Consider the following 24,874-nt stretch of genomic DNA (forward strand, 5'->3'; position numbering starts at 1 on the left):
TTGCCCTTTATTACATTAATTTTGTTAATGACTCTACAAATCGTTCTCGATCTTCCTTTTTCAGCGAAGGTGGTCCCTTTATTCTGGTTTTTCCTCTTTTTGCCTGGATGCCCTCATAACGCCCTATCAAAAGGGTATCAATATCATTTTTATTATACGTTTTACCCCTTGGATTTATTGCAATAGCTCCTTTTTCCAGAACCATAGCAGCTAACCCATTGTCTTGGGTAACAATAATATCATCTGGTTTAACATGATTAAAAATATAAAGATCAACCGCTTCTGCTTCAGAATCTAAAATAATATTGTGCGAATAATAGCTGTTTTGTGAAACATGTGCATAAGTAGATACAAAATAAGATTGTAGTTGATGCATCAAGGCAATATTATCTATTTCTTGTTTTACCGGGCACGCATCGGCATCTGTATAAATAATTATAATACATCGTCTCCTTCTAGATTCGACAGTGTTAAACAAATTCCTTTTTTTATAACAAAAAGTTCTATTATTCTCATACAATGTATTATTTTAAACAATAATTTTATCGATTACCAGAGATAGAAATCGACAAATTAGTAGCCCGTTATATTAAAAAAGCTGCTTTTATAGTAGCAGCTTTTCAGATGTAACGTTATCCCTTTTGAAACATATTAGAAATCATGTTGGCCGTCTCTTCCACCGCTTTACTTGATACGTCAATAACAGTACAGCCGATTTCATCCATTACTTTCTTGGAATGCTTCAATTCTTCTTCGATTCTCTCTAATTTTGCATAGTTTGCTTCAGGCTTTAAACCCAGTGCTTTTAGTCGTTCTGTTCGTATGTCATTTAGTTTTTCTGGACTAATGCTTAGTCCTATACATTTTTTAGATGATATTTTAAAAAGTTCTTCTGGAGGATCTACTTCCGGAACCAACGGTACGTTTGCTACTTTTAATCGTTTATGAGCTAAATATTGAGATAAAGGGGTTTTTGAAGTTCTTGATACACCGATAAGAACAATATCTGCTCTCATAATCCCTCCTGGATCTCTACCATCATCATACTTCACTGCAAATTCGATGGCTTCCACTTTTCGGAAATAATCTTCATCTAATCGATATACTAATCCAGGTTCATATTTTGGAGCAAGGCCGGATACACTCATCATCTTTTCTAACATGGGTCCGATAATATCTACTGTCTCCACCCCAGCTTCGTGTGCGCGCTGTAGTAAATAATCATTCTTTTCCGGAATAACAAGTGTATAAGCAATCATAGCCTTCACTTCTTTTGCCAAATCTATGACTTCATCTATTGTACCTTCATCTTCTACATATGGTATCCGCCGTATTTCCATACCTTGTTCACCGAATTGGCTCGCTGCCGCTTTGACTACTAGTTCCGCAGTTTCACCAACCGAATCGGACACAACATAAACAATCGGGCGTTGTTGATTCATCTATTCCATCCTCCTCGCCTTGTTTGTCTCCATTAGTCAATCTGATCGTGAGAAAGATCCACAAGCACTTGGGTTATATTCGTCTTCGTTACCCTTCCTGTCACTTCCAATTGATTATCTTGTACTGACTTGACAACCGGGAGCGCATCAATTTGCTTTTCAATTAATTTATTCGCCACTTCGATAATCAAGTCGTCTTTTTTACAGACAGCAATATTGGGCATTCTTGACATAATGATACTGACAGGCATGGACTCGAGATCTTGGTTGCCTATACTTGCTCTTAGCAGGTCTTTTCGCGACAAAACACCTGCTAAAAAGGAGTGTTTATTTACAACAAACAAAGTCCCTACATCTTCTAAAAACATGGTACAGATTGCATCATACACAGAGTTTGATTCGTTCACAACAACAGGAATTGATTGATAGTCCTGTACAGTTAATTTCTTCACTTTCTCGGTCAATAACTGTGATCCTGTTTTGCCAGTGAAAAAATAACCTACTCTCGGACGTGCATCTAAAAAACCTGCCATGGTAAGTATCGCAAGATCAGGCCGAAGTGTAGCTCGTGTAAGCGATAATTGATCAGCGATATGTTCCCCCGTTATCGGACCATTTTCTTTCACTATATTCAAGATATATTCCTGCCGTTCTGTCAATTCGATTATCATCACCGCCTTAAGACCATTCTATTACATACGTGGAACACTTTTGCTAGACGGCCTCTTGCTAAACTTCATTATACCCCGATGCGCGTTTATAAAATAACTAACGACAAATTCTATATCGTTACGCCGAAAACACAATCTGTTGAAAGTCAGCAAAACGTTTGATTTCTTCAGATATACAACACATTAAGCGGAGGCGGTTTTGTTTTAGTGCCTCATCATCTGTCATAACCATTACATTATCAAAATACGCATGAATGGATGGTTTCATCTCTTCAAGTAAACGATATGCTGACTCAACATAACCCGCTTCAAGATTTTCTGAGAGTTTCGTACTTATTGTGCAATATGCGCGATATAAATCTTTTTCCGCCTGTTCGTTTAAAAGCTCTTCTTTTACGCTTTCATTGCCTTCTTCTGCTTTTCGGGCAATGTTAGTAATTCGGCTTAGTGCTTCCACTGTATCTTTAAAGCCTGCATCATTTGAAGTAGCTTGTAGAAATTCAGCTTTCTTTACCAACTCTCGAATTTGGCCTCCCAAATTGTTAAGAACAGCATCTGCAATATCATAACGAATATTACGTTCTGCCAGTACATTCTTCAAACGTAGTCCAAAGAAGGTCAAGACTTCTTGTTTTACTTCTGCCGAAGTTTTGTGCAGTACTCCTGTTTTTTCGATTTCGGTAATCGTCGCTTGAATCAATTCATCCAAGTCAATGGCAAATTCATGTTCTAATAAAATATGGGAAACTCCTGCAGCTTGTCTTCTTAATCCATATGGATCCTGAGAGCCTGTAGGAATCATTCCGATTCCAAAACAAGCAACAATAGTGTCCATTTTTTCAGCAAGACCAATGACTGCACCAATATTTGAATCTGGTACATTATCCCCGGCATGTTTTGGTTTATAGTGTTCTTTGATTGCTTTAGCTACTTCTGGCTTCTCTCCAGCTAGTAAAGCATATTTCTCTCCCATTAAACCTTGAAGCTCTGTGAATTCATCAACCATCAGTGTAACGAGATCAAACTTAGAAATGGAAGCTGCTCTTTTTGTATCTTCTAACACACTTTTATCAAGTGAGAGCATATTTCCAAATGATAAACTGAGAGATTCTACTCGACGAAGTTTATCGCCAATCGTTCCTAGTTCCTCCTGAAATACGATATAATCAAGTTTTCTCGTTGCTTCTTCCGGTTTTAATTTCTGATCTTCTTCATAAAAGAATTTTGCATCTGATAACCTTGCGCGCAGAACTTTTTCATTTCCCTTTTGTACATTTTCTAAAAATTCGTCATTACCATTTCTAATTGTTACAAAATAAGGGAGCAGTTTGCCCTTCTTATCTTCGACAGGGAAATAGCGCTGGTGCTCACGCATGGAAGTAATTAATACTTCTTCAGGAAGCTTAAGAAAATCCTCATCGTATTTACCATAAAGGGCAGTAGGATATTCCACCAAGTTATTTACTTCTTCCAGTAAATCTTCTGTTACAAGAATAGACCATTTTTGCTCTTCAGCCATTGCTCTTAACTGATTTCGAATCGCATCTTTCCTTCTTTGTGCATCAACAATAACAAATTGCTCTAAAAGGTCTTCTTCATACTGATCCGTGCTTGTAATATCCACTTTATCCCCTAATACTCTGTGTCCAAATGTAAATCTGTCACTCTGAACATTTGTGATGGTAAAAGGAATAACTTCCTCTCCAAAAAGGGCTACCAACCAATGAATAGGACGGACAAATCTTAATTGGTACTCGCCCCACCGCATATTTTTAGGAAAACTTAAGGATGTAATCTCACGATCGATATGTGTCAGCAATTCTGATGTATATTTACCTTTTATTTCTTTATTAGCAAATACATAGTCGGTGCCCTTAACTTCCTTGAAATATAAATCATCTTGGCTTACCCCTTGTCCTTTTGAAAAACCAAGTGCTGCTTTCGTCCAATTGCCATCGTCATCTACTGCTATATTTTTAGCTGGACCCCGTGCTTCTTCTACTAAATCCTCTTGTTTATCAGCCAAACCATTTACACGAATCGCTAAACGGCGTGGTGTGGAAAATGCATCAATAGAATCATGTGTTAGTCGATTCTCATTTAACCATTCTTTCATTTTTTGTTTCAATTGCTGCATCGCATCTGTTACAAAACGTGCCGGCATTTCTTCTAAGCCAATTTCGAGTAGAAAATTTCTTTTACTCATCTAGTTTTCCCTCCTTTGCTTTCCCCATCGGAAAGCCAAGTCTTTCTCGTTCTTGATAATACGCTGAGGCGCATTTTCGAGCTAAATTCCGAACTCTTCCGATATAACCTGTTCTCTCTGTTACTGAGATAGCTCCGCCTGCGTCAAGTAAATTAAAGACATGAGAGCATTTCAATACGTAATCATACGCTGGAAACACGAGGTTTTCGGAAATCGCTCGCTCTGCCTCTTTTTCATACGTACTAAATTCCTCAAAAAGCATCTGATGATCGGCTATTTCAAATGTATACTTGGAGTGCTCATATTCTTGTTGAAAAAAGACATCTCCATATGTGAAGCCATCTACCCATGTTAAGTCAAAGACATTCTCTTTATCTTGAATATAAGAAGCCAAACGTTCAATTCCGTATGTAATTTCAACAGCTACAGGGTTTGCATCAATACCTCCGACTTGTTGAAAGTATGTGAATTGAGTGATTTCCATACCATCGAGCCATACTTCCCAACCTAGTCCCCACGCACTTAAGGTAGGTGCTTCCCAATTGTCCTCCACAAAACGAATATCGTGTTCCTTTGGATTTATGCCCAATTCTTCAAGGCTTTGTAAGTAAATGTCTTGAATATCGATTGGGGAAGGTTTCATAATGACCTGGAATTGATGGTGTTGGTAAAGACGATTCGGATTTTCACCATATCTTCCATCTGCCGGCCGTCTAGATGGTTCCACATACGCAACATTCCAAGGCTCAGGACCAATACTTCTTAAGAAGGTCATCGGATTCATCGTTCCCGCACCTTTTTCTACATCATAGGCTTGCATAATTAAACAATTCTGTTCAGCCCAGAAATTTTGTAACTTTAATATCATATCTTGAATATTCATTAATTTCTCTCCTCCTTCTATTAAGAAAAGCACAAATACACTGTTTGGCTCAAGTTGTGGTGACCTTCAACATTCAAAACACGAGTGGCTTTAATATAAGAAATATGAAATCCCGCCCCTATACCAAACACTACCTGGTATAGGGACGGGATTCTCCGCGGTTCCACCCTATTTGCTTGATTTCATTCAACCAAGCCACTTTCTCGTAAACATGCTCTGGAACGCCTTCATTATCTTAATTAACGCAGCTTTCACCACCCTGCGCTCGCTCTGTAATCAGAGGATTATTACTACTTTCCATCTTTGCACTATATTCAATGTAATAGCATCATACTTAACTGTATGCTAATCTGTCAAGTCCCACCTCTTCTTATTACCACTTTTCCATTTGCTCTATAAAACGTTTTGATTTCAGATGCAAGCCTGAATACTCTTGATAATATGTGTCTAAAATGGTGCGCAATTCTTTTTTTGTCTCTTCTTTTAACGAAATGCTCCCAAACCGAGCAATGTCCAAATGAAAAAAAGTACGCAGTAACTGCACTGTCTTTGGTTGTATGTTTAATCGGTTTTCGTCCACTGCTTTACAACGATGGCACAAAAAACCCGCTTCCTTCACAGAAAAACTAAACGTACCTTCCTTGTTTTTGCAGTGGACACATTGTTCTAACTCCGGTTTTATCCCAGCTTGAGCTGTCATTTTTGTTTCAAAAATCTGCACCAGCACTTCTGGGTCATCGTCATCATTCATTCGTTCTAATAATTGCAGTATCAATTCAAATAAATACGGATTTTTCTCTTGTTCTTCTGTCAATTTGTCCAAAAGTTCTGTTATATAAGAAGCATAAGCTGTTCGTACGATATCATTTCGTATGATTCGAAACGAATCAATCGTATCCCCTTGATTCAAAGTTTTCATTCCTGAAGATTTATAGTATAAAAATGTTGCGTAAACAAACGGTTGAGATACGGCGGCCAGTCTACTTTTTGGCTTCTTGGCCCCCCTTGCCATTACAGCTATTTTCCCTGCTTCTCTCGTGAAGAGTCTTAATATATTATTCGTTTCACCATATGCAAACGTACGAAGAACAATACCTTCCGCCTTTTCAAGCATGGCTTTCATCCCTTACCATCACTCTATTGTTTTTCTATATCTTCCTCCCCATCATAACGGTAACCAGAATTTTCTTGCTCTAATTCTTTTGTTAAAAGATAAGCGTCCACATTTCCCGTTAGAATAAATAAGTCCCAGGAAGAAAAATTACTTTCATAAAGCATTGTAAGCCACCCTTTCTTTTTAACAGCCAAAATAAGAGCTGTATTATTTAGAGTGGCTTATAAAGATTAAAACATGTCCTGTAATATTTGCCTATTTATTAATACTCTTCTTCGTTATATCCATATTCATTAAGCTGATAGCGGCTGTTTCTCCAGTCTTTTTGAACTTTGACAAAGAGATCTATATAGACACTTGAAGCGAGCAGCGCCTCAATATCTTGACGTGCACGTTTACCAATTTCCTTTAACATGCTTCCTTGTTTTCCAATAATAATCCCTTTTTGGGAAGAACGTTCCACTACGATAACAGCAGATATATAAACGGCACCTTCTTCTCGTTCTTTCATTTCCTCTACATATACAGCAATCGAATGTGGTATTTCATCTTGTGTGAGGTGAAGGACTTTTTCGCGAACTAACTCACTCACCACAAAACGTTCTGGATGATCGGTTAATTGATCTTCCGGATAAAACTGCGGTCCTTCTTCCATGTAATTGATAATCTGATCCATTAGTGTGTCTACGTTGTTTCCTTGCAAAGCAGAAACAGGCACAACTTCTGCAAAATCTGCCCGAGTTCTATATTCATCTATTTTTTCAATTAATTGGTCGGGATGAATTTGATCGATTTTATTAATAACAAGAAAAGTTGGAGTTGAAGTTTCTTTCAACTTATTCACAATGAATTCTTCTCCAGGCCCATAGCTATCAGAGGCATCAATCAAAAATAAAATCAAATCAACCTCTTGTAAAGACTGTACGGCAGATTGAACCATAAAGTCTCCAAGTTTATGTTTTGGTTTGTGAATACCCGGTGTATCGATGAAAATAACTTGCGCCTCGTCCGTTGTATGAATCCCTTGTATCTTATTCCGTGTCGTTTGCGGTTTATCACTCATGATTGCTATCTTTTCTTCCAAAACAAAGTTCAACAGTGTCGATTTGCCCGCATTAGGTCTGCCAACTAAAGCAACAAATCCTGATTTAAAGCTATCACTCATTGTTTAAGTCCTTTGCTTCAAAAGCTCCTGGAAGCAGTTCAGCTATTGTCATCTCTTTCACCATTCCATTTATATTACTAAGGATAACTTTCCCGTCGGTCGGCAGAAATTCAGATAGGACTTGCCTGCAGGCACCGCAAGGAGAAACTGGTTCCTCCGTGTCAGCCGCAACAGCTATTAATTTGATTGTTTTTTTTCCTTCACTTACCGCCTTAAAAACAGCCGTGCGTTCTGCACAATTGGTCAACCCATAGGATGCATTTTCAATATTGCTACCTGTAAATACTTCACCATCATCAGTTTTCAAGGCTGCACCAACAGCAAAACGTGAATAAGGAACATAAGCATTTGACCTTGCCTCTATCGCTTTTTTTACCAATTCTTCATTCGTGTCCATGAGTCCTCCCCCTTTTTAATTGGAAAATAATACAGAAACAATCGGATGATAAAACAATAAAACACCAATAATAATAGCTGCTACGCTATACACAAAAACAGAGGCTGCCGCTATGTCCTTAGCCAGCTTAGCTAAAGGATGGTATTCATCGGTAATAAGGTCTACTAGTCTTTCTAACGCTGTATTAACAATTTCAAGCGCAAATATTCCTCCTATCACTATGATTAAAATCATCCAATGAACAAGAGGAATAGAAAACACAAACGCCATTACAATCGCAATTACCGCAGCTAACAAATGCAATTTCATATTTTGTTCTTCTAAAAATACATATCGCAGTCCGTGTGATGCATATTTAAAAGATCGAAAAAACCGACCCAGCCCTTTTTTTCTTCTATCTTTCAAGTCCATAAGCATTTAAGATCGATTCCTGGCGGCTGAACATTTTTCTTTCCGATTCCTGTTCATCATGGGTATAGCCTAGCAGGTGCAACAACCCATGTACCGCCAAAAACCCAAGCTCCCTTTCCAAACTATGACCATATGCCGTTGCTTGCTCTTCTGCTTTGTTTATACTAATAATGATATCTCCCAGTAAATTGGGCATATCTTCTTCTCCATATACTACTTCTTCATTTTCATCTAATGCAAACGAAATAACATCCGTCGCTTTATCTATACCGCGATACTGATTATTAATTGTTTGAATACTATCATTATCAACGATTGTTACAGATAGTTCCGTTTCAGCCGGAATCTGTTCTTGTTTTGAAGCATATTGAAGAATATTCTCTATTAGGGTTATCTTATCATCCGTCATTGTCTCTGTTTCATCCATTAGATCAATGATGACACTCATGCTTTTCCTCCTAATCGCTATCTCCTGATTTATCTTGGCTGCGCATACCCGTTCGGGTGGGTTCCGCTTCTTCATAGGCATCTAGTATTTGTTGAACGATGGTGTGGCGGACAACATCTGTTGACTGTAAATAGATAAACCCTATGTTTTGAATATGCTTCAATATATTTATGGCAATTTTTAATCCGGACTGCTGTCCTTTAGGTAGGTCAACTTGGGTCAAATCTCCATTCACTACCATCTTTGAACCAAAACCCAGTCGTGTTAAAAACATTTTAATTTGTTCTCTCGTTGTATTTTGGGCCTCATCAAGAATCACGAAGGCATCTTCAAGTGTACGTCCTCTCATGTAAGCAAGAGGAGCCACTTCAATCGTTCCTCTTTCCATCAATCTGGCCGTATGCTCGACTCCAAAAATATCGTGCAACGCATCATACAACGGCCTTAAATAAGGATCTACCTTCTCTTTTAAATCTCCTGGTAAAAAACCGAGGCTTTCCCCAGCTTCCACCGCTGGACGAGTTAAAACAATTTTTTTGACCCTTCCCTCTTTTAATGCATTAACTGCCATGACTACTGCTAAATATGTTTTACCAGTTCCTGCAGGACCTATCCCAAAAACAAGATCTTTTTGACGGATAGCATCTACATAATCTTTTTGACCAAGCGTTTTCACGACGATTGGTTTTCCTTTTGTATTTACAGCTATTGTTTCTTGATATAAATCCTCAAGCTTATCTAACTTGTCCTCTTCGGCTAACTGAATCGCATATATCACATCTCGTTCAGATAGATGGATTCCGTTTCGTAATAATCCAATAAGCGAATCCAGAACATTTTTAATTAAAGACGCCGTCTCTTCAGACGCCGTTACAACTAAGGATTCTCCTCTTGTTATAAGGGTTACATCAAGCTTTTCTTCTATTCGTTGCAAATGTACATCATTAGGACCAAATAACACTTGCAGTTCATTTGTATCTTTTACATCAAGTGAAATGAATTGCTTTTCTTCCAATCTTCTCATTCTCCTTGGATGATCGGTGCTTCCGACATAATATCTTCAATGACTTGGTAGTGAACAACTAGTCTAACTTTACCATTCTGTGAGTCCTCGTGCAAAATTTTTTCGGCTTTTATTTCTGCATTATTAGAAAGACGGTTTTTTAATTTAATTGTTGCCGCTTCTTTTGACTTTTCGATAATATTCTTTTTTGAAACATCTTGCACCGTCTTGCTTTCCTGATATTTGTTAACCTCAAGTGAAGCAGGAAGATTCCATTTCCATACCTTTGCATCATGCGTCTTTTCAGTCATTACAACGTTATCATACTGTTCGCCAGCATTCATGCCCCATATTGGTATATTTAAACCAAACAGTTGTATAGTATAGCTTTTTTCCGATTCACCGGTCAATGTTTGTAATAGAAGTTTCTCAGGTAGCTCCACCGTAACCTTATACCAAGTTTCTCCTCTCACTTCGCCTTGTGCCGCTACTGTCCTAGTGTACTCTCCTTCACCTATAAAACCTGAAATTAAAACATCATCTTTATGAACCACATCATTTTGTTTCACCATTGGTTGTCCTTTTTCAGCATATATGCTATTAATCACTGCCGTTTTTTTGGCAACGAGGTGATGTGGAGATTGGGATTCACTTTTTTCCGGAAGCGATTGTTCCACTACTTGAAATTGATAGGTTGTCCCTTTTTTGTTTACACCTATCCATGTTACCTCGTCCATCCTGTTTAATAATTGTGTTTGCATTCCTTCCGAATCAGGTAGGAGAAATTGAAACGCTCCTACTTTAACGCCCAGTTCGTCAAGATAGTCCTTCATTTCGTATTCTAATCGGGGATCGGCACCTTCTATTTCTACTTTCCATATCATTTGCGATAACAATATTATTATTAACATAAATAAACCAATACCTAGGAAAAATCCTGTTCTTGTTTTTAAATAACCGTAGTACTTTTGATAGGTTGATTCCTCTATTATCTCCCATTCACAATCATGTAACCTTGCTGCTTCTTGTATTTCATTTACGTTTGATTGTATCGTATAAAACTCGACTGCATCTTTTTGTCTTGTTACATTACTCAATATAATCCCGTCTCTGAGACAGTAATTTATTATGTTTTCTATATGTTTTCCCGTTACTCTTACTTTTACGTCTGCGAGTTCACGCCGCTTTTTCATGTTACCCTCCTTGGTCATACTCCGTGGAATATTTAATTTCGCTGATTATTCCTTCCAACAACAGTTCCTCCGGATATATTTTTTTTATGACAAAATCTTCACCGTAAATGAGCAGCTCGCCGTTGGAAAGCTTTAAACGTATATAGTCTTTTGAAAAATGGAGAACCCCGCGGTGATTTTCCACGTGCAAATGAAGCTGACCAATCATCGTTAAACGAGGCACATCCATTAATATATCTTCCGGCAGGTTTAATCTTTCTGTCATCCATTGTTTTATAGAGCGTTGCATTCGAGTCAGCATTCAGGCACCCCTTTTCTATTCATATGATGGTATTTTGTATGTATCACTAGTTTACGTTTCGAAAACAAGAAAACACAGACACGCTCTATATAAAGGGACTATTGGACAAGCTCTGTTTATCATAAAAAAGAGCTTTTGCGAAAGTTATTATATAACTCTCACAAAAGCTCTATGGCATTTTACCTATTCCGTTTTAGTTCGATCCGGTTCTTTTTTGATAACGTTTCATGCCGTTGTTTGGATAAGGCCGTCGCGCTTTTGGTTCTCCTAAAATTTCCGACCAAACAACCCCCTGAATCGCGTCACTGCGAGATGTAGGGGCAAACCGAGAACGAGATCCCGTTTGCCTTGAATCAACTCCAGTAGCTGCTTGATCTAATGCATTATCATGTACTGTAGAACGGCCTACTTTTTCAACCTTTTCTCTTGCTTCTTCCTGCTTTTTTCTTAATTCTTCCATTTGTTTACTATATTGCTCGTGCTGAGCTGGCCCGCTGTTTTCAACATCTGGTTTAACTAATTCCCCTTCCGCTTCAGGAACTGGTTTAGTTGGTCGTTGGGGAGAAGAAGTTTCCTCATCTTCTTGTTGAAAAATGCTTTTCCAGTCAATTTCTTTTTTTTCCTCTTTTCCTTGTTGCCCTTGACCAGATGATTGTTCTTGGCTGGTTCTGTTACGGTTAATGAGTGAAATGATACCGCCAATAATTAAGGCAACAAAAAAGATGTTTCCAAATATCAACTCAATAATGGTTTGCAAAGGGATCACCCTTTCTCTTTAAGTGCCATGGCCAAACTAAATGTGGTTTCCGGAATCATTACCCGAACCATCATCGTCATTTGGTTTTGTTTCTTTACCGATGGATGTTCTCATATCGGTATCGGCACTAACATTTTGGATGTTCATATAATCCATAACTCCAAGATTTCCTGATTTAAGCGCATCGGCCATAGCCATTGGAACTTCTGCTTCGGCCTCTGTTACTTTAGCACGCATTTCTTCAACTTTTGCTCTCATTTCTTGTTCATGTGCCACTGCCATTGCACGGCGTTCTTCTGCTTTCGCTTGAGCAATCTTCTTGTCAGCTTCAGCTTGATCCGTCTGCAATCCAGCACCGATGTTTTTACCGATATCAATATCGGCTATATCAATCGAAAGAATTTCAAATGCCGTTCCAGAATCGAGTCCTTTACTAAGTACAGTCTGAGATATCATATCAGGATTTTCTAATACTGCTTTATGGTCTTGAGAAGAACCAATTGTAGAAACAATCCCTTCCCCTACTCGGGCAATAACAGTATCTTCACCAGCACCACCGACAAGGCGGTCTATGTTCGCGCGTACTGTTATTCTTGCCTTAGCTTTTACTTCAATACCATCCATAGCCACCCCGGCAATAAAAGGAGTTTCAATGACTTTAGGATTAACACTCATTTGTACCGCTTCTAGTACGTCACGGCCAGCAAGATCAATCGCAGCGCAACGTTCAAATGTTAATTCAATGTTAGCCCGTTGTGCCGCAATAAGCGCATTGACTACTCTATCTACATTACCACCTGCAAGATAATGTCCTTCTAATTTGTTTAATTCAATATTAAGTCCCGCTTTTTCAGCTTTAATGAGGGGATTCACCACTCTTGCTGGAATAACACGCCGTAACCTCATTCCTACTAATTGAAAAATACCGACTTTCACCCCGGCAGCAAGCGCAGATATCCACAACATGACTGGCACAAAGGTGAATAAAATAAGCAACAGAATAAAAGCCAGTACTAATACAATAATCAATCCTACATCGATAGGCATATCCATAATTCCTCCTTATGTGTCTATTTATTTAATTTCCGTACAACAATCCTTGAGCCCTCTGTCTCTACTATTTTCACATTTTCTCCTTTTTCAATATATCCTCCTTCCGATATAACGTCAAGCCGCTCTTCGCCTGATAAGATGGAACCAGCAGGACGAAGAGATGTTAGAGAAACACCAGTAGCTCCAACAAGTTCATCTCGACTTTCATTCGAGATAAATCCATCATCTGTAGTAACAGCATCATGAAGAACAAAGCGTTCCATCGGACCTTTTTTCCCAAACATCGTGAACAAAACAATAATTGCTATTATGGATAAAATACCCGCAATTAATATGGAGATAACAATATTCATCGTGGAAAACGAAGCCAGTACCATGCCGGTGATTACCGATCCAATTCCTAGAACACCAAAAATACCGAACCCTGGAATCAATAGTTCTATGATCAGCAGTATAATACCAACAATGAACAAAATGATAGATTCAAAGCCAGCAAAACCAGCTATAGCGTGACCGAAGAAAAACAAAAATAATGATGCAGATCCCAATATTCCTGGAATTCCAAAACCTGGAGAGTATAATTCCATAATGAGCCCGATACTACCTACACTGAGAAGAATCGGTATTAATACTGGATTTGTTACAAAACGTGCGATTTGTTCAGCCAGACTTACTTCAAATTCCTGAATTTGTGCATCAGCGGCATCCAATTCGGCAAGCAGTTCTTCTCTGTCATCCACCACATATTCTGTGTATTCAACCTCTAACGCTTCAGATGCAGTCAGTGATAATAGTTCCCCTTCTCCAGCTCGAAACTCCGGGAGATTTACAGATGGATCAGCCATAGCTACCGCATACTTAGGGTCACGATTATTTAATTCAGCTGCCCCTTTCATATTAGCTTCCCAATGAGATTGAGCTTTGTTACTTGCTGCATTACCGGAACCATCAATTACTTGGGCAGCTCCCATCTCCGTGCCAGGTGCCATAGCAATATTATCAGCACTTAAAGCAATAAAAGCGCCGGCTGACATTGCTTCCTCTGTTACAAAAGCAGTCGTAGGTATTGGTGCGTCTTGAATGATAGACGAAATATCTCCCGCTGCATCTACGGCTCCACCAGGTGTATCGATTTCAAATATGATTCGGTCTGCTCCAGCATCTTCTGCTTCAGTTACAGACCGTTCTAAAAAAGATACCAATCCTCTTTCGACCGTTTGCTCAACAGGAACAATATAAACTAAACGATCAGACGAATCGTTGGCATAACCTACATTCACAGCTAAAATAACCAGAGATAGTACCAGTAAACCTACGTATATTTTGGTTTTATGGAACACTACGAACCCCTCGTTTCTACGTGTTACCTTCCTGTTGATTTATTAAAATATATAGTACACCTATTCTATCCTGCGAATCATTATATACGTTATAAAAATGAAATCGTTTCAGCTAAAGACAGTATAACATTAATTATGTATGCCTTCCATCAACTCTCCTCATTAACAATATATATACAGGACTTATCAAGAAAAGTACAAGAAGCCCTGGGGTAGATGACTTCTGCAGGGCTGGCCTCAGCCTTCTCAAACTCTGCTTTCAAGGGATCCGCTCGTTTTTTTAGTCCGTCTTCTGCTTCTGCTGGAGGTTTTACACTGCTTCACAAAATCATACACGTTTTAAACATTTCTGTCCTATAAAAAGAGACTGCCTCAAAAGTCGTTCTTACGATTTTGAGACAGTCTCTTGTATTAAGTCAAATGCTTTTGTACGAGTTGATTGACCTTTTTACCGTCTGCTTGCCCTTGCACTTTCGGCATGACAGCAGACATTACTGCTCCTATATCACTTTTGGAAGAAGCGCCGACCTTTTGAATGGTATCTTTAACGATAATATCAAGATCTTCTTCCGAAAGCTGCTTTGGCATGTATTCAGATAGAATCTTAAGTTCTTCCTCTATCTCTTTTGTCAAATCTTCTCTATTCGCTCTTTCAAACTCATGGAGGGATTCATTCCGTTTTTTCCATTCACGGTTTAATACAAGAAGAGCTTCCTCTTCCTCAAGTTCCCTGTTTACTTTAATCGATTCATTTTGAAGAGATGATTTTATACTTCGAATAACAGTAAGCCTTTTTTTGTCCTTGGCTTTTAAAGCAATCTTTAAATCTTCATTTAAACGATCCATGAGATCCAGCGCCAAGCACCTTCCTTCTTTAGAACTTACGTTTTCTAGCCGCTTCTGATTTTCTCTTGCGTTTCACGCTTGGCTTTTCGTGGTGCTTGCGTTTTTTAACTTCAGCCATCGTTCCTTCTTTAGAAAGATCGCGCTTAAAACGGCGAAGAGCGGCATCAATATTCTCGTTCTTACGAACTCGGGTCTCAGCCATATGATTCCCTCCCTCCGAACAACCAGTACAGCCATAGTATTTCAACAAAAACTATAAAAAGCATGTACATCAAATGTTAACCCAATACATGAATGAATAATTTTTAATTGAAAACAATAGCTATTTTCACAAATTATAAAACAAAACCATAAAAAAAGCAACACATCTATTAAAAAATATATGCTTGATTTTAATAGTCAGAAGAACTTGAAGTACCAGAAACGATAGCAATTCCAGAACTAGTGCCAATTCTTTGGGCACCAGCTTCTATCATCGCAAGTGCTGTCTGTTCATCCTTCACTCCACCACTTGCTTTTACCTCAGCTTTATCTCCTACAACTTGCTTCATTAGTTTAACATCTTCTAGGGTAGCTCCACCACCGGCAAATCCAGTCGAAGTTTTAACAAAATCGGCACCAGCTTCTACAGCTAAAACACATGCCTTTTCTTTTTCTTCATCAGTTAATAAAACTGTTTCAATAATAACCTTAACTAAGGCTTTGTCTTTTGCCGCTTCAACCACCGCTTTAACATCTTTTTGAACATCTAATTCTTCTCCGCTTTTTAAAGCACCGATGTTGATAACCATATCAATTTCGGTTGCACCCTTATCTATGGCTTGTTTTGTTTCAAACGCTTTGACACCTGGCAACGTAGCACCTAGTGGGAAGCCTATTACCGTACACACTTCCACCTCGGTGTCTTTTAAAATAGAATAAGCGACAGGAACCATAGACGGATTGACACAAACGGATGCAAAGTTGTATTCTTTTGCTTCATTAGACAAGGTTTTAACTTGATCAATGGTTGAATCAGGTTTTAAAAGAGTGTGATCAATCATAGTAGATAATGAATTCATGCTTACTCATCCTTTCTGTTACGCGAGTACTATATCTTCCTCTTCGCTAGCTTCACGTACAAATTCACCTATATTGTAAGGATAGCCGGCTTGTGTAATTCTTACTTTAACAATTTTACCTATCATATTTTCCGTTGCTTCAAATTTAACTCTCATATAATTCGACGTATAGCCTGTGTATAATCCAGTTTCTTCGTCCTGTTCTTCTGGTATAACATCCACTTCTGCACCTTCATAATCAGAAGCGTATTCTTTTGCTAATTGGTTAGAAAGCTCGATTAAACTGCGCACACGCTTTGTTTTGACATCATTATCAACTTGATTATCCATCTTTGCTGCAGGGGTTCCAGTCCTTTTAGAATACGGAAATACATGTAATTCTGAGAATTTGTTATCTGCAATGAACCGATAGGTTTCGTTAAATTCTTCTTCTGTCTCTCCAGGAAAACCAACAATAACATCTGAAGTAACAGCCAGCCCCGGAAGAGCTTTTTTTAATTTATCTATTCTTTGAGCAAAGAATTCTGTTGTATACTTTCGTCTCATTCGTTTTAATACCGTATTCGATCCGGATTGAAGAGGAACATGTAAATGGTTGACGATTTTATTTGACTGATCAATAACATCAATAACTTCGTCGGTTATTTGACTTGCTTCAATAGAAGAAATTCTTATTCGTTTTAAACCGTTTACTTGCTCGAGTTCTTTTAATAAATCAGGAAGACTATACTCTTTCATGTCTTCACCATAACCGCCAGTATGAATACCTGTAAGTACTATTTCTTTGTACCCAGCTTCGACAAGTTGATGAGCTTGCGCTAAAACATCTTCCGGTTTTCTAGAACGAAGTAACCCTCTTGCCCAAGGAATGATACAAAATGTACAGAAGTTATTACAACCTTCCTGTATCTTTAAAGATGCTCTTGTTCTATCAGTGAATTCTGGAACATCTAACTCTTCATATACTCTAGTTTTCATTATGTTCCCTACACCATTAATGGGTTCACGTTCTTTTTGGAATTGTTCAATGTATCCAATCATTTTGGAGCGGTCTTGAGTACCGACTACAACATCTACTCCAGGGATATCCATAATCTCTGCTGGAGAGGTTTGAGCATAACAGCCGGTAACACAAACGACAGCTTCAGGATTTTTCCTTACCGCTCGGCGAATGACCTGTCTGCTTTTTTTATCACCGGTATTAGTAACTGTACACGTATTAATTACATAAACATCTGCTTGTTTATCAAAATCCGTTTTCTCGTACCCTTCTTGCTTGAAAAGCTGCCAAATCGCTTCCGTTTCATAATGATTTACTTTACAACCAAGAGTGTGGAATGCTACAGAAGCCATTAGTTTCACCTCAATAATTCATAGTTATAAGATAGAACCGATAGTAAATATAGAGAAGCCGTTTCACTTCTTACTATTCTTGGTCCTAAACTGACTTGACGACAGTTATGTTTCGTATAAGCGTTTGATTCATTTTCACTTATTCCGCCCTCCGGACCAATAATAGCTAACAGAGAAGAAGAGGCATGTTTCAAAACAGCCGGCAATCCACTGTGATTATTCATCTTTGCCTGCTCTTCGTATAAATAAATGCTAGCATCATAACTGGACATTGTCTTGAGCAATTCTTTATAGTCTGGGCAATAGCTAATCGATGGAATAAAAAGTCTGCCTGATTGTTCTGCAGCTTCTTTTGCAATTTTACGCAGTCGTTCTATTTTCTTATCTACTTTGTTACTGTCCCATTTTACCACAGATCTTTCAGCATGGAATACATAAAAGCGATGGGCCCCAAGTTCTGTACCTTTTTGAATAACAAGATCTAAATTGTCCCCTTTAATCAGAGCTTGAGCAATTGAAATTTTCACAGGGAGTTCAGGATTATAATCCACGTCTTCAAGAATGTCTGCTTTAACTTGTTCTTTTTCAATAGCAGATATTGAACAATAAACTTGGCGTCCTTCGTTATTTAGACATATGATTTTATCATCAATCTCTAATCGCATAACTTTTACAATATGCTTCACGTCATCTCCAGTAATGAACACATTCGTATCTGTCATTTGTTCTGGATTGACAAAATACCTTTGCATAGAAGTGACTCCTTTATTTTTGTGCGACAAAAGCGACCCAATCTTCCATTTCCATCGTATCTTTAATTACAAAATTTTCATAGGTCAAAGCTTCTTTCACTTCGTCCTTTTTACTCGAAATAATGCCTGAAGTAATAAATAGACCTCCAGATTTTAACGATTGATAGGCTCTTGGGGTTACTCGAATAATAATATCCGCCAAAATATTAGCAACAATAATGTCCGCCTGGTGGGACTCTTGATCTAACAAATTATTCTGTCTGACCGTTATCTTATTTTCTGTATTGTTTTCTAATACATTTTGCCGGGCTACATCTACAGCTTTCTGATCAAGGTCTAATGCTAGAACGCTCGCTGCATTTAACTTGGCCGCACCAATAGCCAGTACACCCGATCCAGTACCTACATCAATAACCTGTTCTTGTCCAACCATTTCTTGTTCCAACGCCTGCAGACTTAGAACAGTGGAAGGATGTGTTCCCGTACCAAAAGCCATACCCGGGTCCAATTCTATCACTTGTTCTTGTGCCGTTTCTGGAATATAGTTTTCCCAAGTTGGTGCAATCGTCAAGGAGTCAGTAATTTTTACAGGCTTATAATATTGCTTCCAAGCATGAGCCCAATCCTCTTCCTGTATTTCCTTTAAGGTCACATTATTATTCCCAAGATCAATATGATGAAGACGTAAATGTGCAATAGAAGTTTTTATATCTTCAATTGTTTCTGTTAGAAGATCATTGTCTGGGAAGTAAGATTTTACAATCACACCTTCTTCCGGGTAATCTTCTTTTGATAAATCAAAAATTTCGTCTTCTGCCCCGTCCCATTTTTTATCAACGTCATTGGAATCTTCAATAACAACTCCACTTGCTCCTGCTTCATGAAGTATATTAGATATTGGTTCTACTGCTTCTTGGGCAGTATGAATACTGAATTCTATCCATTTCACTTTTACCATCTCCATCATATTAAAAGGCTTTCTTAAAAGATTCTTACTGTTTAAGCATAAGAAGTCAATGAACGAAAGGCGGCAACACCTGCGAAAAACAGCACGAACTAAAATCACTTGAAACGACGAAAGTAGTTTCAAGGAGTTAACGTCGTGCCAGTGGCAAGCGTCCGCCATCAGTGAACAATTGTAAAAAACAACAAGGATTACAAAAACAGCCTATTAAAAAATCCCTTGTCGCTTTTAATACATTTCGCTTAGGAATCTGATAAAACCAAGCCTGTGGGTGCACAGACTTGGCTTCCATATATACTTATTCTCCCTTAAAAGCTCGCTTTACTTTTTCAAAGAAATTTTGGTGTTGCTCTTCTACTTGTTCATCTCCGCTTAATTCCGAAAATTCTCTGATTAGTTCTTTTTGTTTTTCGTCTAATTTTTTCGGTGTAATAACCTGAACTTTTACGTGTTGATCACCTTGACCCCGTCCATGAACATTTGGAATTCCTTTTCCACGTAACCGGAAATTAGTGCCCGTTTGAGTTCCGGCTGGGATTTTCAGCTTCACTTTTCCGCGTAGGGTCGGCACTTCAATTTCGTCTCCTAATGCAGCTTGAGCAAATGTTAATGGCATTTCGCAGTATACATCGTCACCATCACGGTCAAAGAATTCATGAGATTGAACATTAAACACAACAAATAAATCGCCCGCAGGACCATTATTAACTCCTGCTTCTCCTTCTCCAGCGACACGTATTTGTTGACCATAATCCACACCAGCTGGTACTGTTATGCTGATTTTCTTGTTATTTTGAACTTTTCCTTTTCCGCCGCACGTATTACATTTGTCTTTAATGGTTTTACCAGTTCCTTGACACCGATCACATGCGCGTCTGTTTACGACACGTCCAAATGGAGTATTTTGTTCAACATTAAGCTGACCAGCTCCTCCGCATTTCGTACATGTTTCTGGACTCGTTCCCGGTTTTGCCCCGCTTCCGTCACACGTTTCGCATTCTTCTTCTCTAGGAATTTCAATTTCTGTTTCTTTACCAAAAACTGCTTCCTTGAAAGTGAGAGTCATTGTGTACTGTAGGTCAGCACCTTGTCTTGGAGCATTTGGATCTCGTCTTCCACCACCAAAGAACATATCGAAAATATCGCCAAATCCGCCGAAATCACCTGCGCCTCCACCGGCACCACCGAATCCTTGATTTGGATCAGCGTGTCCGAAGCGGTCGTAATTAGATTTCTTTTGAGGATCACTTAAAGTATCGTACGCTTCCTTCACTTCTTTAAACTTTTCTTCGGCTCCCTCTTCTCCATTTACGTCAGGATGATATTTTCGAGCCAGTTTTCGATAAGCTTTTTTTATTTCATCCGTTGAAGCATCTTGATCTAACCCTAATACTTCATAGTAATCGCGTTTACTCATCATATATTCACTCCCGTTCGCTATTCCATAGACGTAATCATATCATTATACTCGAAAATTCTTCAAGTTTTTCCGAGTCGACCCCAGCTGTCCCTCGAACGAATTAATTTTGTTCTGTTGGGTTTTCGAGTCACGTTTTTCCCGCAGGGAGACGCCATCTTTCGCTTCTGCTGAAAGCTCCACATTGCATTCATTCTTATCTTTTTAGAAAGACCCGGCTCATCGCCGAGTCCTATGGCGAAAACCAAGGTTAACTTGTAATGAGTTTCCATACCATTTATATCACTCAAAAAGAAAGGAGCTGACCCATAGTAAAGCGAAGCTTAACCTTTTTTTGGGACAACTCCTCATGTAGGTAAATACTATTTTTTGCTTTTCCTTACAAGTAAGTTCCCCATTCAAGGGAAGAAGACTATCTCTTCATCCTTAATAGTAAAAGGAGGAGAGACAGTCTCTTAAAAAGCATAGCTATTATTTTTCCTTGTTATCGTCGTCAACTTCTTCATAATCTGCGTCAACAACGTCGTCTGAATTACCTTCTGTGTTTTCTTGAGCATCTTGAGCTTGTTGAGCTGCTTGCTCGTAAAGCTTAGTAGAAAGCTGTTGAACAATTTCTTGTAATTCATCTTTTGCAGAACTAATAGCTTCGATATCATCGCCTTCAAGCGCTTCTTTTACTTTATTTTTCGCTTCTTCAGCTTTATCTTTTTCTTCTTGATCGACGCTGTCTCCAAGGTCTTCTAGTGTTTTCTCTGTCGTAAATACAAGCTGATCCGCTTCGTTTCTTGTCTCAACCGCTTCTTTACGTTTTCTATCTTCTTCTGCATTTTCTTCTGCATCTTTCACCATTTGTTCAATTTCATCATCGGAAAGACCAGAGGAAGAAGTGATTGTAATGGATTGTTCTTTATTTGTTCCTAAGTCTTTTGCACGTACATTAACAATACCGTTTGCGTCAATATCAAATGTTACCTCGATTTGAGGAACTCCACGTGGTGCTGGTGGAATGTCTGATAGTTGAAAGCGGCCAAGTGTTTTGTTGTCCGCAGCCATTTCGCGTTCCCCTTGAAGGACATGAATGTCTACAGATTGTTGGTTATCCGCAGCTGTTGAGAACACTTGCGATTGACTTGTCGGAATCGTTGTGTTTCTTTCAATCAGTTTAGTTGTCACACCACCCATTGTTTCGATACCAAGTGATAATGGAGTAACGTCAAGCAATACAACATCTTTAACATCTCCAGCTAACACGCCTGCTTGTATAGCAGCACCTAGTGCTACCACTTCGTCAGGATTTACACCTTTGTGTGGATCTTGGCCAGTTAGCTTTTTAATACCTTCCTGTACTGCAGGAATACGTGTAGAACCTCCTACTAGTATCACTTTATCAACATCAGACGCACTCATTCCTGCATCTTTCAATGCTTGACGTGTAGGTCCCATCGTTCTTTCTACCAATTTGGAAGACAGCTCATCAAACTTAGCACGAGTCAAAGTCATTTCCATGTGCTTTGGACCAGTTGAATCTGCTGTAATAAAAGGTAAGGAAATTTGTGTTTGAGCAACGCCAGACAAATCTTTTTTAGCTTTTTCCGCTGCATCTTTTAAACGTTGCAAGGCCATATTGTCTTGAGATAGATCAACACCTTGTTCCTTTTTGAATTCAGCAACTAGATGATCAATAATAACTTGGTCAAAATCGTCCCCACCTAATTTATTGTCACCAGAAGTTGATTTAACTTCAAAAAAGCCTTCTCCAAGTTCAAGGATAGATACGTCAAATGTTCCACCGCCAAGGTCATATACTAAAATAGTTTGATCTTCTTCTTTATCTAAACCATAAGCTAGTGAAGCAGCAGTAGGCTCATTTACGATACGGTCGACTTCAAGACCTGCGATTTTTCCAGCATCTTTTGTTGCTTGACGTTGAGAATCATTGAAATAAGCCGGTACTGTAATAACAGCATTTGTAACTGTTTCACCAAGATAACTTTCAGCGTCATCTTTTAGTTTTTGTAGGATAATAGCTGAGATTTCTTGTGGAGTGTAACTCTTTCCTTCGATTTCAACAGTGTGATCCGTACCCATATGTCTTTTAATAGATTGGATTGTATTTTCGTTTGTAATTGCCTGACGTTTAGCTACTTCCCCGACTTGGCGTTCACCGTCTTTAAAAGCAACTACTGATGGAGTTGTACGATTACCTTCCGGATTCGGAATAACTTGTGCTTCTCCACCTTCCATTACTGCCACACAAGAATTTGTTGTCCCTAAGTCAATACCAATTGTTCTACTCATTGTCTCGTCAGCCTCCTATACACATTTACTTTAAATTTTTATTATGCATTTACTTTTACCATTGCTGGTCGAATTACTTTATCTTTTAATTTATAACCCGTTTGCAATTCTTCCACGATTTGATTTGATTCAAACCCTTCTTCTTCAACTTGCATAACGGCTTGGTGTTGATGTGGATCAAATACTTCACCTTCTGACTTGATCACTTCTAGACCCTCATTTTGCAGAGCATCTAAAAGTTGGGAGTAAACCATATTAACCCCTTGCAATAAAGAATCAGAATCCTCATTTTCCGGAGCAGCATCTATCGCTCTCCCAAAATTATCGAGTACTGGAAGAAGAGACTCAATCAAATCCTGGGCTCTATATTTGGCGTCCTTCTCTTTTTCCTCTTTTGCACGCCGTCTTACATTATCAAGATCAGCCTGAGCACGTAAAGCACGACTCTGCCAATCTCCTGCTTCTTGCTTTAATCTTTCAATTTCTTGTTGTTCCGGAGTCTTATCTGACTGTTCTTCCCCGTCTTCTTGTTGATTTGTTTCATCGATTATTTCTTCGGAGTTTTGCTCCGTTGTGTTGTTTTCTTCTTCCATAGAAGAAGTATGTTCTTCTTTCATATCATTCACCTCCCGAACTTCCTGTGTTCCTTTTTTCAAACCCAATCACTTATAGTACCATTAAGAGCGTTTCGTGTACAAGTTTGTAAGAGCGATGGATAAATCTTTGGATAGATGTTCAATTAGACCTATAACTCTTGGATATTCCATTCTTGTAGGACCTACAATTCCAATAGTCCCTACTGGATTTCCATTAAAAGAATACGTCGCAGAAATAATGCTGCAATCTTCAAAAGCTTCATTCGCATTTTCTTGCCCTATACGAATTGTTAATCCGCGTTGATTAGGCTTAAGAAGTTCATGTATCGTATGATCTTCTTCCAACAATTCAAAAATCATTCGAATCTTATCCACGTCTTTAAACTCTGGTTGTGATAATAGATTTGTTTTACCGCCGTAAAATACTTTTTCTTGTTTGCTCTTTTGCAACGTTTCTTCTGTAAATTCCAGTGCATCATGAAAACTGTTGACATGTTGTTTAAGCAGACCGGCTACCTCGTTCATAATTTTATTATGAAGTTGATAAAGAGGAACACCCTCAAGCCTTTCATTTAAAATGTTGGCGATTTTTTCAAGGTCACTACTATTTAAAGACTTAGGAAGAGAGACCGTGTGATTTTCTACGTGTCCCGTATCTGTCACAAGGATAGCTACAGCTGCATTTTCATTTAATGGAATAATTTGAACTTGCTTTAACTTGGATTGAAAAATTTCTGGTCCAAGAACTATAGAAGCGTAACTAGTCAGCTCAGATAAAATAGTAGCAGATTGCTTCACTACCTCTTCGGCTTCTGTGACCCTTCCAGCAAACAGTGCTTGCATATCTTGAATTTCTTTTTTAGAAAGTCGATGTGGAAGCAACAAATGATCCACATAGTGACGATATCCCTGTTCAGACGGAATTCTCCCTGATGAACTATGCGGCTTTTCCAAATAGCCCATATCTTCTAAGTCCGCCATCTCATTCCTTAACGTGGCCGGGCTGTAACTTACTCCTCTTCTTTTGGAGAGGTTACGAGAACCTACCGGCTCTGCTGAGTGAATATAATCATCAACGATCGCTTGTAAAATAAATAATTGACGGTCTGTAAGCATGACATCATCACCTCTGTTAGCACTCATTGCTTTCGAGTGCTAAATCTATTGTAAAGTTATCAAAAGGGATGATATTTGTCAATAAAT

27 protein-coding genes and 1 other annotated feature are annotated in these 24,874 nt (G+C 38.6%); all 27 genes read right to left on the minus strand.

Annotated elements, in window-relative coordinates; all coding sequences use genetic code 11:
- Nucleotides 1–10: 10 nt before the first annotated feature.
- Complete coding sequence (locus J2S78_RS10690) at nt 11–478, minus strand: YaiI/YqxD family protein (RefSeq protein ID WP_306898450.1); 468 nt, start codon at nt 476–478, stop codon at nt 11–13.
- A gap of 154 nt (nt 479–632) precedes the next feature.
- Complete coding sequence (locus J2S78_RS10695; protein WP_306898452.1) at nt 633–1,442, minus strand: pyruvate, water dikinase regulatory protein; 810 nt, start codon at nt 1,440–1,442, stop codon at nt 633–635.
- Nucleotides 1,443–1,474: 32 nt separating this feature from the next.
- A complete protein-coding gene (gene ccpN / locus J2S78_RS10700; protein WP_306898454.1) occupies nt 1,475–2,113 on the minus strand; it encodes a transcriptional regulator CcpN in 639 nt (212 codons plus the stop codon).
- 118 nt (nt 2,114–2,231) lie between these two features.
- On the minus strand, nt 2,232–4,319 hold the full coding sequence (glyS, locus tag J2S78_RS10705) for a glycine--tRNA ligase subunit beta (RefSeq protein ID WP_306898455.1): 2,088 nt from the start codon (nt 4,317–4,319) through the stop codon (nt 2,232–2,234).
- A complete protein-coding gene (gene glyQ, locus J2S78_RS10710) occupies nt 4,312–5,202 on the minus strand; it encodes a glycine--tRNA ligase subunit alpha (protein ID WP_306898456.1) in 891 nt (296 codons plus the stop codon). Before glyQ ends, glyS begins: the two co-directional genes overlap by 8 nt.
- A 138-nt stretch (nt 5,203–5,340) precedes the next feature.
- Nucleotides 5,341–5,515 (minus strand) — a binding site (T-box leader).
- Between the two features lie 60 nt (nt 5,516–5,575).
- The gene (gene recO, locus J2S78_RS10715; protein ID WP_306898457.1) at nt 5,576–6,316 is read right to left on the minus strand and encodes a DNA repair protein RecO; all 741 of its coding nucleotides are present in this window, start codon (nt 6,314–6,316) and stop codon (nt 5,576–5,578) included.
- Between the two features lie 23 nt (nt 6,317–6,339).
- Nucleotides 6,340–6,480 (minus strand): YqzL family protein, encoded by a 141-nt coding sequence (locus J2S78_RS10720; protein WP_306898459.1) that lies wholly within the window; start codon nt 6,478–6,480, stop codon nt 6,340–6,342.
- A 98-nt stretch (nt 6,481–6,578) separates the two neighbouring features.
- Entirely contained in the window at nt 6,579–7,481 is a 903-nt protein-coding gene (gene era, locus J2S78_RS10725; RefSeq protein WP_306898462.1) for a GTPase Era, read from the minus strand.
- Nucleotides 7,474–7,878, minus strand: coding sequence for a cytidine deaminase (locus J2S78_RS10730; RefSeq protein WP_306898464.1), 405 nt, complete (start codon nt 7,876–7,878; stop codon nt 7,474–7,476). The genes era and J2S78_RS10730 overlap by 8 nt, the downstream gene beginning before the upstream one ends.
- A 15-nt stretch (nt 7,879–7,893) precedes the next feature.
- Nucleotides 7,894–8,295: a diacylglycerol kinase family protein gene (locus J2S78_RS10735; protein WP_306898466.1), complete on the minus strand. Its 402-nt coding sequence runs from the start codon at nt 8,293–8,295 to the stop codon at nt 7,894–7,896.
- Nucleotides 8,273–8,737 carry an rRNA maturation RNase YbeY gene (gene ybeY, locus J2S78_RS10740; RefSeq protein WP_370871554.1) on the minus strand — a complete coding sequence of 155 codons (465 nt, stop codon included), beginning with the start codon at nt 8,735–8,737 and terminating at the stop codon, nt 8,273–8,275. The genes J2S78_RS10735 and ybeY overlap by 23 nt, the downstream gene beginning before the upstream one ends.
- Nucleotides 8,738–8,747: 10 nt before the next feature.
- The gene (locus tag J2S78_RS10745; protein ID WP_370871555.1) at nt 8,748–9,761 is read right to left on the minus strand and encodes a PhoH family protein; all 1,014 of its coding nucleotides are present in this window, start codon (nt 9,759–9,761) and stop codon (nt 8,748–8,750) included.
- Nucleotides 9,758–10,933 (minus strand): sporulation protein YqfD, encoded by a 1,176-nt coding sequence (gene yqfD, locus J2S78_RS10750; protein WP_306898469.1) that lies wholly within the window; start codon nt 10,931–10,933, stop codon nt 9,758–9,760. Before yqfD ends, J2S78_RS10745 begins: the two co-directional genes overlap by 4 nt.
- A 1-nt stretch (nt 10,934) precedes the next feature.
- Nucleotides 10,935–11,234: a sporulation protein YqfC gene (gene yqfC, locus J2S78_RS10755; protein WP_306898470.1), complete on the minus strand. Its 300-nt coding sequence runs from the start codon at nt 11,232–11,234 to the stop codon at nt 10,935–10,937.
- Between the two features lie 193 nt (nt 11,235–11,427).
- Nucleotides 11,428–11,991: a YqfB family membrane protein gene (locus J2S78_RS10760; RefSeq protein ID WP_306898472.1), complete on the minus strand. Its 564-nt coding sequence runs from the start codon at nt 11,989–11,991 to the stop codon at nt 11,428–11,430.
- 36 nt (nt 11,992–12,027) lie between these two features.
- Nucleotides 12,028–13,038 (minus strand): flotillin-like protein FloA, encoded by a 1,011-nt coding sequence (floA, locus tag J2S78_RS10765; protein WP_306898474.1) that lies wholly within the window; start codon nt 13,036–13,038, stop codon nt 12,028–12,030.
- A 23-nt stretch (nt 13,039–13,061) separates the two neighbouring features.
- A complete protein-coding gene (locus J2S78_RS10770; RefSeq protein ID WP_306898476.1) occupies nt 13,062–14,384 on the minus strand; it encodes an NfeD family protein in 1,323 nt (440 codons plus the stop codon).
- A 411-nt stretch (nt 14,385–14,795) separates the two neighbouring features.
- Nucleotides 14,796–15,239 carry a GatB/YqeY domain-containing protein gene (locus J2S78_RS10775; RefSeq protein WP_125554903.1) on the minus strand — a complete coding sequence of 148 codons (444 nt, stop codon included), beginning with the start codon at nt 15,237–15,239 and terminating at the stop codon, nt 14,796–14,798.
- 19 nt (nt 15,240–15,258) lie between these two features.
- Nucleotides 15,259–15,432, minus strand: a complete 174-nt coding sequence (gene rpsU / locus J2S78_RS10780) for a 30S ribosomal protein S21 (protein ID WP_125554707.1) — start codon at nt 15,430–15,432, stop codon at nt 15,259–15,261.
- Between the two features lie 190 nt (nt 15,433–15,622).
- Nucleotides 15,623–16,291 carry a deoxyribose-phosphate aldolase gene (deoC, locus tag J2S78_RS10785; RefSeq protein WP_306898478.1) on the minus strand — a complete coding sequence of 223 codons (669 nt, stop codon included), beginning with the start codon at nt 16,289–16,291 and terminating at the stop codon, nt 15,623–15,625.
- 18 nt (nt 16,292–16,309) lie between these two features.
- On the minus strand, nt 16,310–17,644 hold the full coding sequence (gene mtaB / locus J2S78_RS10790; RefSeq protein ID WP_306898479.1) for a tRNA (N(6)-L-threonylcarbamoyladenosine(37)-C(2))-methylthiotransferase MtaB: 1,335 nt from the start codon (nt 17,642–17,644) through the stop codon (nt 16,310–16,312).
- A gap of 5 nt (nt 17,645–17,649) precedes the next feature.
- A complete protein-coding gene (locus tag J2S78_RS10795; protein ID WP_306898481.1) occupies nt 17,650–18,396 on the minus strand; it encodes a 16S rRNA (uracil(1498)-N(3))-methyltransferase in 747 nt (248 codons plus the stop codon).
- A gap of 13 nt (nt 18,397–18,409) precedes the next feature.
- Nucleotides 18,410–19,345, minus strand: coding sequence for a 50S ribosomal protein L11 methyltransferase (gene prmA, locus J2S78_RS10800; RefSeq protein ID WP_306898483.1), 936 nt, complete (start codon nt 19,343–19,345; stop codon nt 18,410–18,412).
- Between the two features lie 313 nt (nt 19,346–19,658).
- Entirely contained in the window at nt 19,659–20,777 is a 1,119-nt protein-coding gene (dnaJ, locus tag J2S78_RS10805; protein WP_125554901.1) for a molecular chaperone DnaJ, read from the minus strand.
- Between the two features lie 471 nt (nt 20,778–21,248).
- Nucleotides 21,249–23,075, minus strand: a complete 1,827-nt coding sequence (dnaK, locus tag J2S78_RS10810; protein ID WP_306898485.1) for a molecular chaperone DnaK — start codon at nt 23,073–23,075, stop codon at nt 21,249–21,251.
- A 41-nt stretch (nt 23,076–23,116) separates the two neighbouring features.
- The gene (grpE, locus tag J2S78_RS10815; protein ID WP_306898486.1) at nt 23,117–23,692 is read right to left on the minus strand and encodes a nucleotide exchange factor GrpE; all 576 of its coding nucleotides are present in this window, start codon (nt 23,690–23,692) and stop codon (nt 23,117–23,119) included.
- Nucleotides 23,693–23,752: 60 nt separating this feature from the next.
- A complete protein-coding gene (gene hrcA / locus J2S78_RS10820; protein WP_125554701.1) occupies nt 23,753–24,787 on the minus strand; it encodes a heat-inducible transcriptional repressor HrcA in 1,035 nt (344 codons plus the stop codon).
- Nucleotides 24,788–24,874 lie beyond the last annotated feature (87 nt).

The organism is Salibacterium salarium (genome assembly GCF_030813635.1).
GTDB classification, from domain to species: domain Bacteria; phylum Bacillota; class Bacilli; order Bacillales; family Marinococcaceae; genus Salibacterium; species Salibacterium salarium.

What these genes read in the sequence shown, in the direction of transcription:
- J2S78_RS10695 (WP_306898452.1), bottom strand. Translation starts at nt 1,442, where the DNA reads ATGAATCAACAACGCCCGATTGTTTATGTTGTGTCCGATTCGGTTGGT.
- ccpN (WP_306898454.1), bottom strand. Translation starts at nt 2,113, where the DNA reads ATGATAATCGAATTGACAGAACGGCAGGAATATATCTTGAATATAGTG.
- glyS (WP_306898455.1), bottom strand. Translation starts at nt 4,319, where the DNA reads ATGAGTAAAAGAAATTTTCTACTCGAAATTGGCTTAGAAGAAATGCCG.
- glyQ (WP_306898456.1), bottom strand. Translation starts at nt 5,202, where the DNA reads ATGAATATTCAAGATATGATATTAAAGTTACAAAATTTCTGGGCTGAA.
- recO (WP_306898457.1), bottom strand. Translation starts at nt 6,316, where the DNA reads ATGCTTGAAAAGGCGGAAGGTATTGTTCTTCGTACGTTTGCATATGGT.
- J2S78_RS10720 (WP_306898459.1), bottom strand. Translation starts at nt 6,480, where the DNA reads ATGCTTTATGAAAGTAATTTTTCTTCCTGGGACTTATTTATTCTAACG.
- era (WP_306898462.1), bottom strand. Translation starts at nt 7,481, where the DNA reads ATGAGTGATAGCTTTAAATCAGGATTTGTTGCTTTAGTTGGCAGACCT.
- J2S78_RS10730 (WP_306898464.1), bottom strand. Translation starts at nt 7,878, where the DNA reads ATGGACACGAATGAAGAATTGGTAAAAAAAGCGATAGAGGCAAGGTCA.
- J2S78_RS10735 (WP_306898466.1), bottom strand. Translation starts at nt 8,295, where the DNA reads ATGCTTATGGACTTGAAAGATAGAAGAAAAAAAGGGCTGGGTCGGTTT.
- ybeY (WP_370871554.1), bottom strand. Translation starts at nt 8,737, where the DNA reads ATGAGTGTCATCATTGATCTAATGGATGAAACAGAGACAATGACGGAT.
- J2S78_RS10745 (WP_370871555.1), bottom strand. Translation starts at nt 9,761, where the DNA reads ATGAGAAGATTGGAAGAAAAGCAATTCATTTCACTTGATGTAAAAGAT.
- yqfD (WP_306898469.1), bottom strand. Translation starts at nt 10,933, where the DNA reads ATGAAAAAGCGGCGTGAACTCGCAGACGTAAAAGTAAGAGTAACGGGA.
- yqfC (WP_306898470.1), bottom strand. Translation starts at nt 11,234, where the DNA reads ATGCTGACTCGAATGCAACGCTCTATAAAACAATGGATGACAGAAAGA.
- floA (WP_306898474.1), bottom strand. Translation starts at nt 13,038, where the DNA reads ATGCCTATCGATGTAGGATTGATTATTGTATTAGTACTGGCTTTTATT.
- rpsU (WP_125554707.1), bottom strand. Translation starts at nt 15,432, where the DNA reads ATGGCTGAGACCCGAGTTCGTAAGAACGAGAATATTGATGCCGCTCTT.
- deoC (WP_306898478.1), bottom strand. Translation starts at nt 16,291, where the DNA reads ATGAATTCATTATCTACTATGATTGATCACACTCTTTTAAAACCTGAT.
- mtaB (WP_306898479.1), bottom strand. Translation starts at nt 17,644, where the DNA reads ATGGCTTCTGTAGCATTCCACACTCTTGGTTGTAAAGTAAATCATTAT.
- J2S78_RS10795 (WP_306898481.1), bottom strand. Translation starts at nt 18,396, where the DNA reads ATGCAAAGGTATTTTGTCAATCCAGAACAAATGACAGATACGAATGTG.
- dnaJ (WP_125554901.1), bottom strand. Translation starts at nt 20,777, where the DNA reads ATGAGTAAACGCGATTACTATGAAGTATTAGGGTTAGATCAAGATGCT.
- dnaK (WP_306898485.1), bottom strand. Translation starts at nt 23,075, where the DNA reads ATGAGTAGAACAATTGGTATTGACTTAGGGACAACAAATTCTTGTGTG.
- grpE (WP_306898486.1), bottom strand. Translation starts at nt 23,692, where the DNA reads ATGAAAGAAGAACATACTTCTTCTATGGAAGAAGAAAACAACACAACG.
- hrcA (WP_125554701.1), bottom strand. Translation starts at nt 24,787, where the DNA reads ATGCTTACAGACCGTCAATTATTTATTTTACAAGCGATCGTTGATGAT.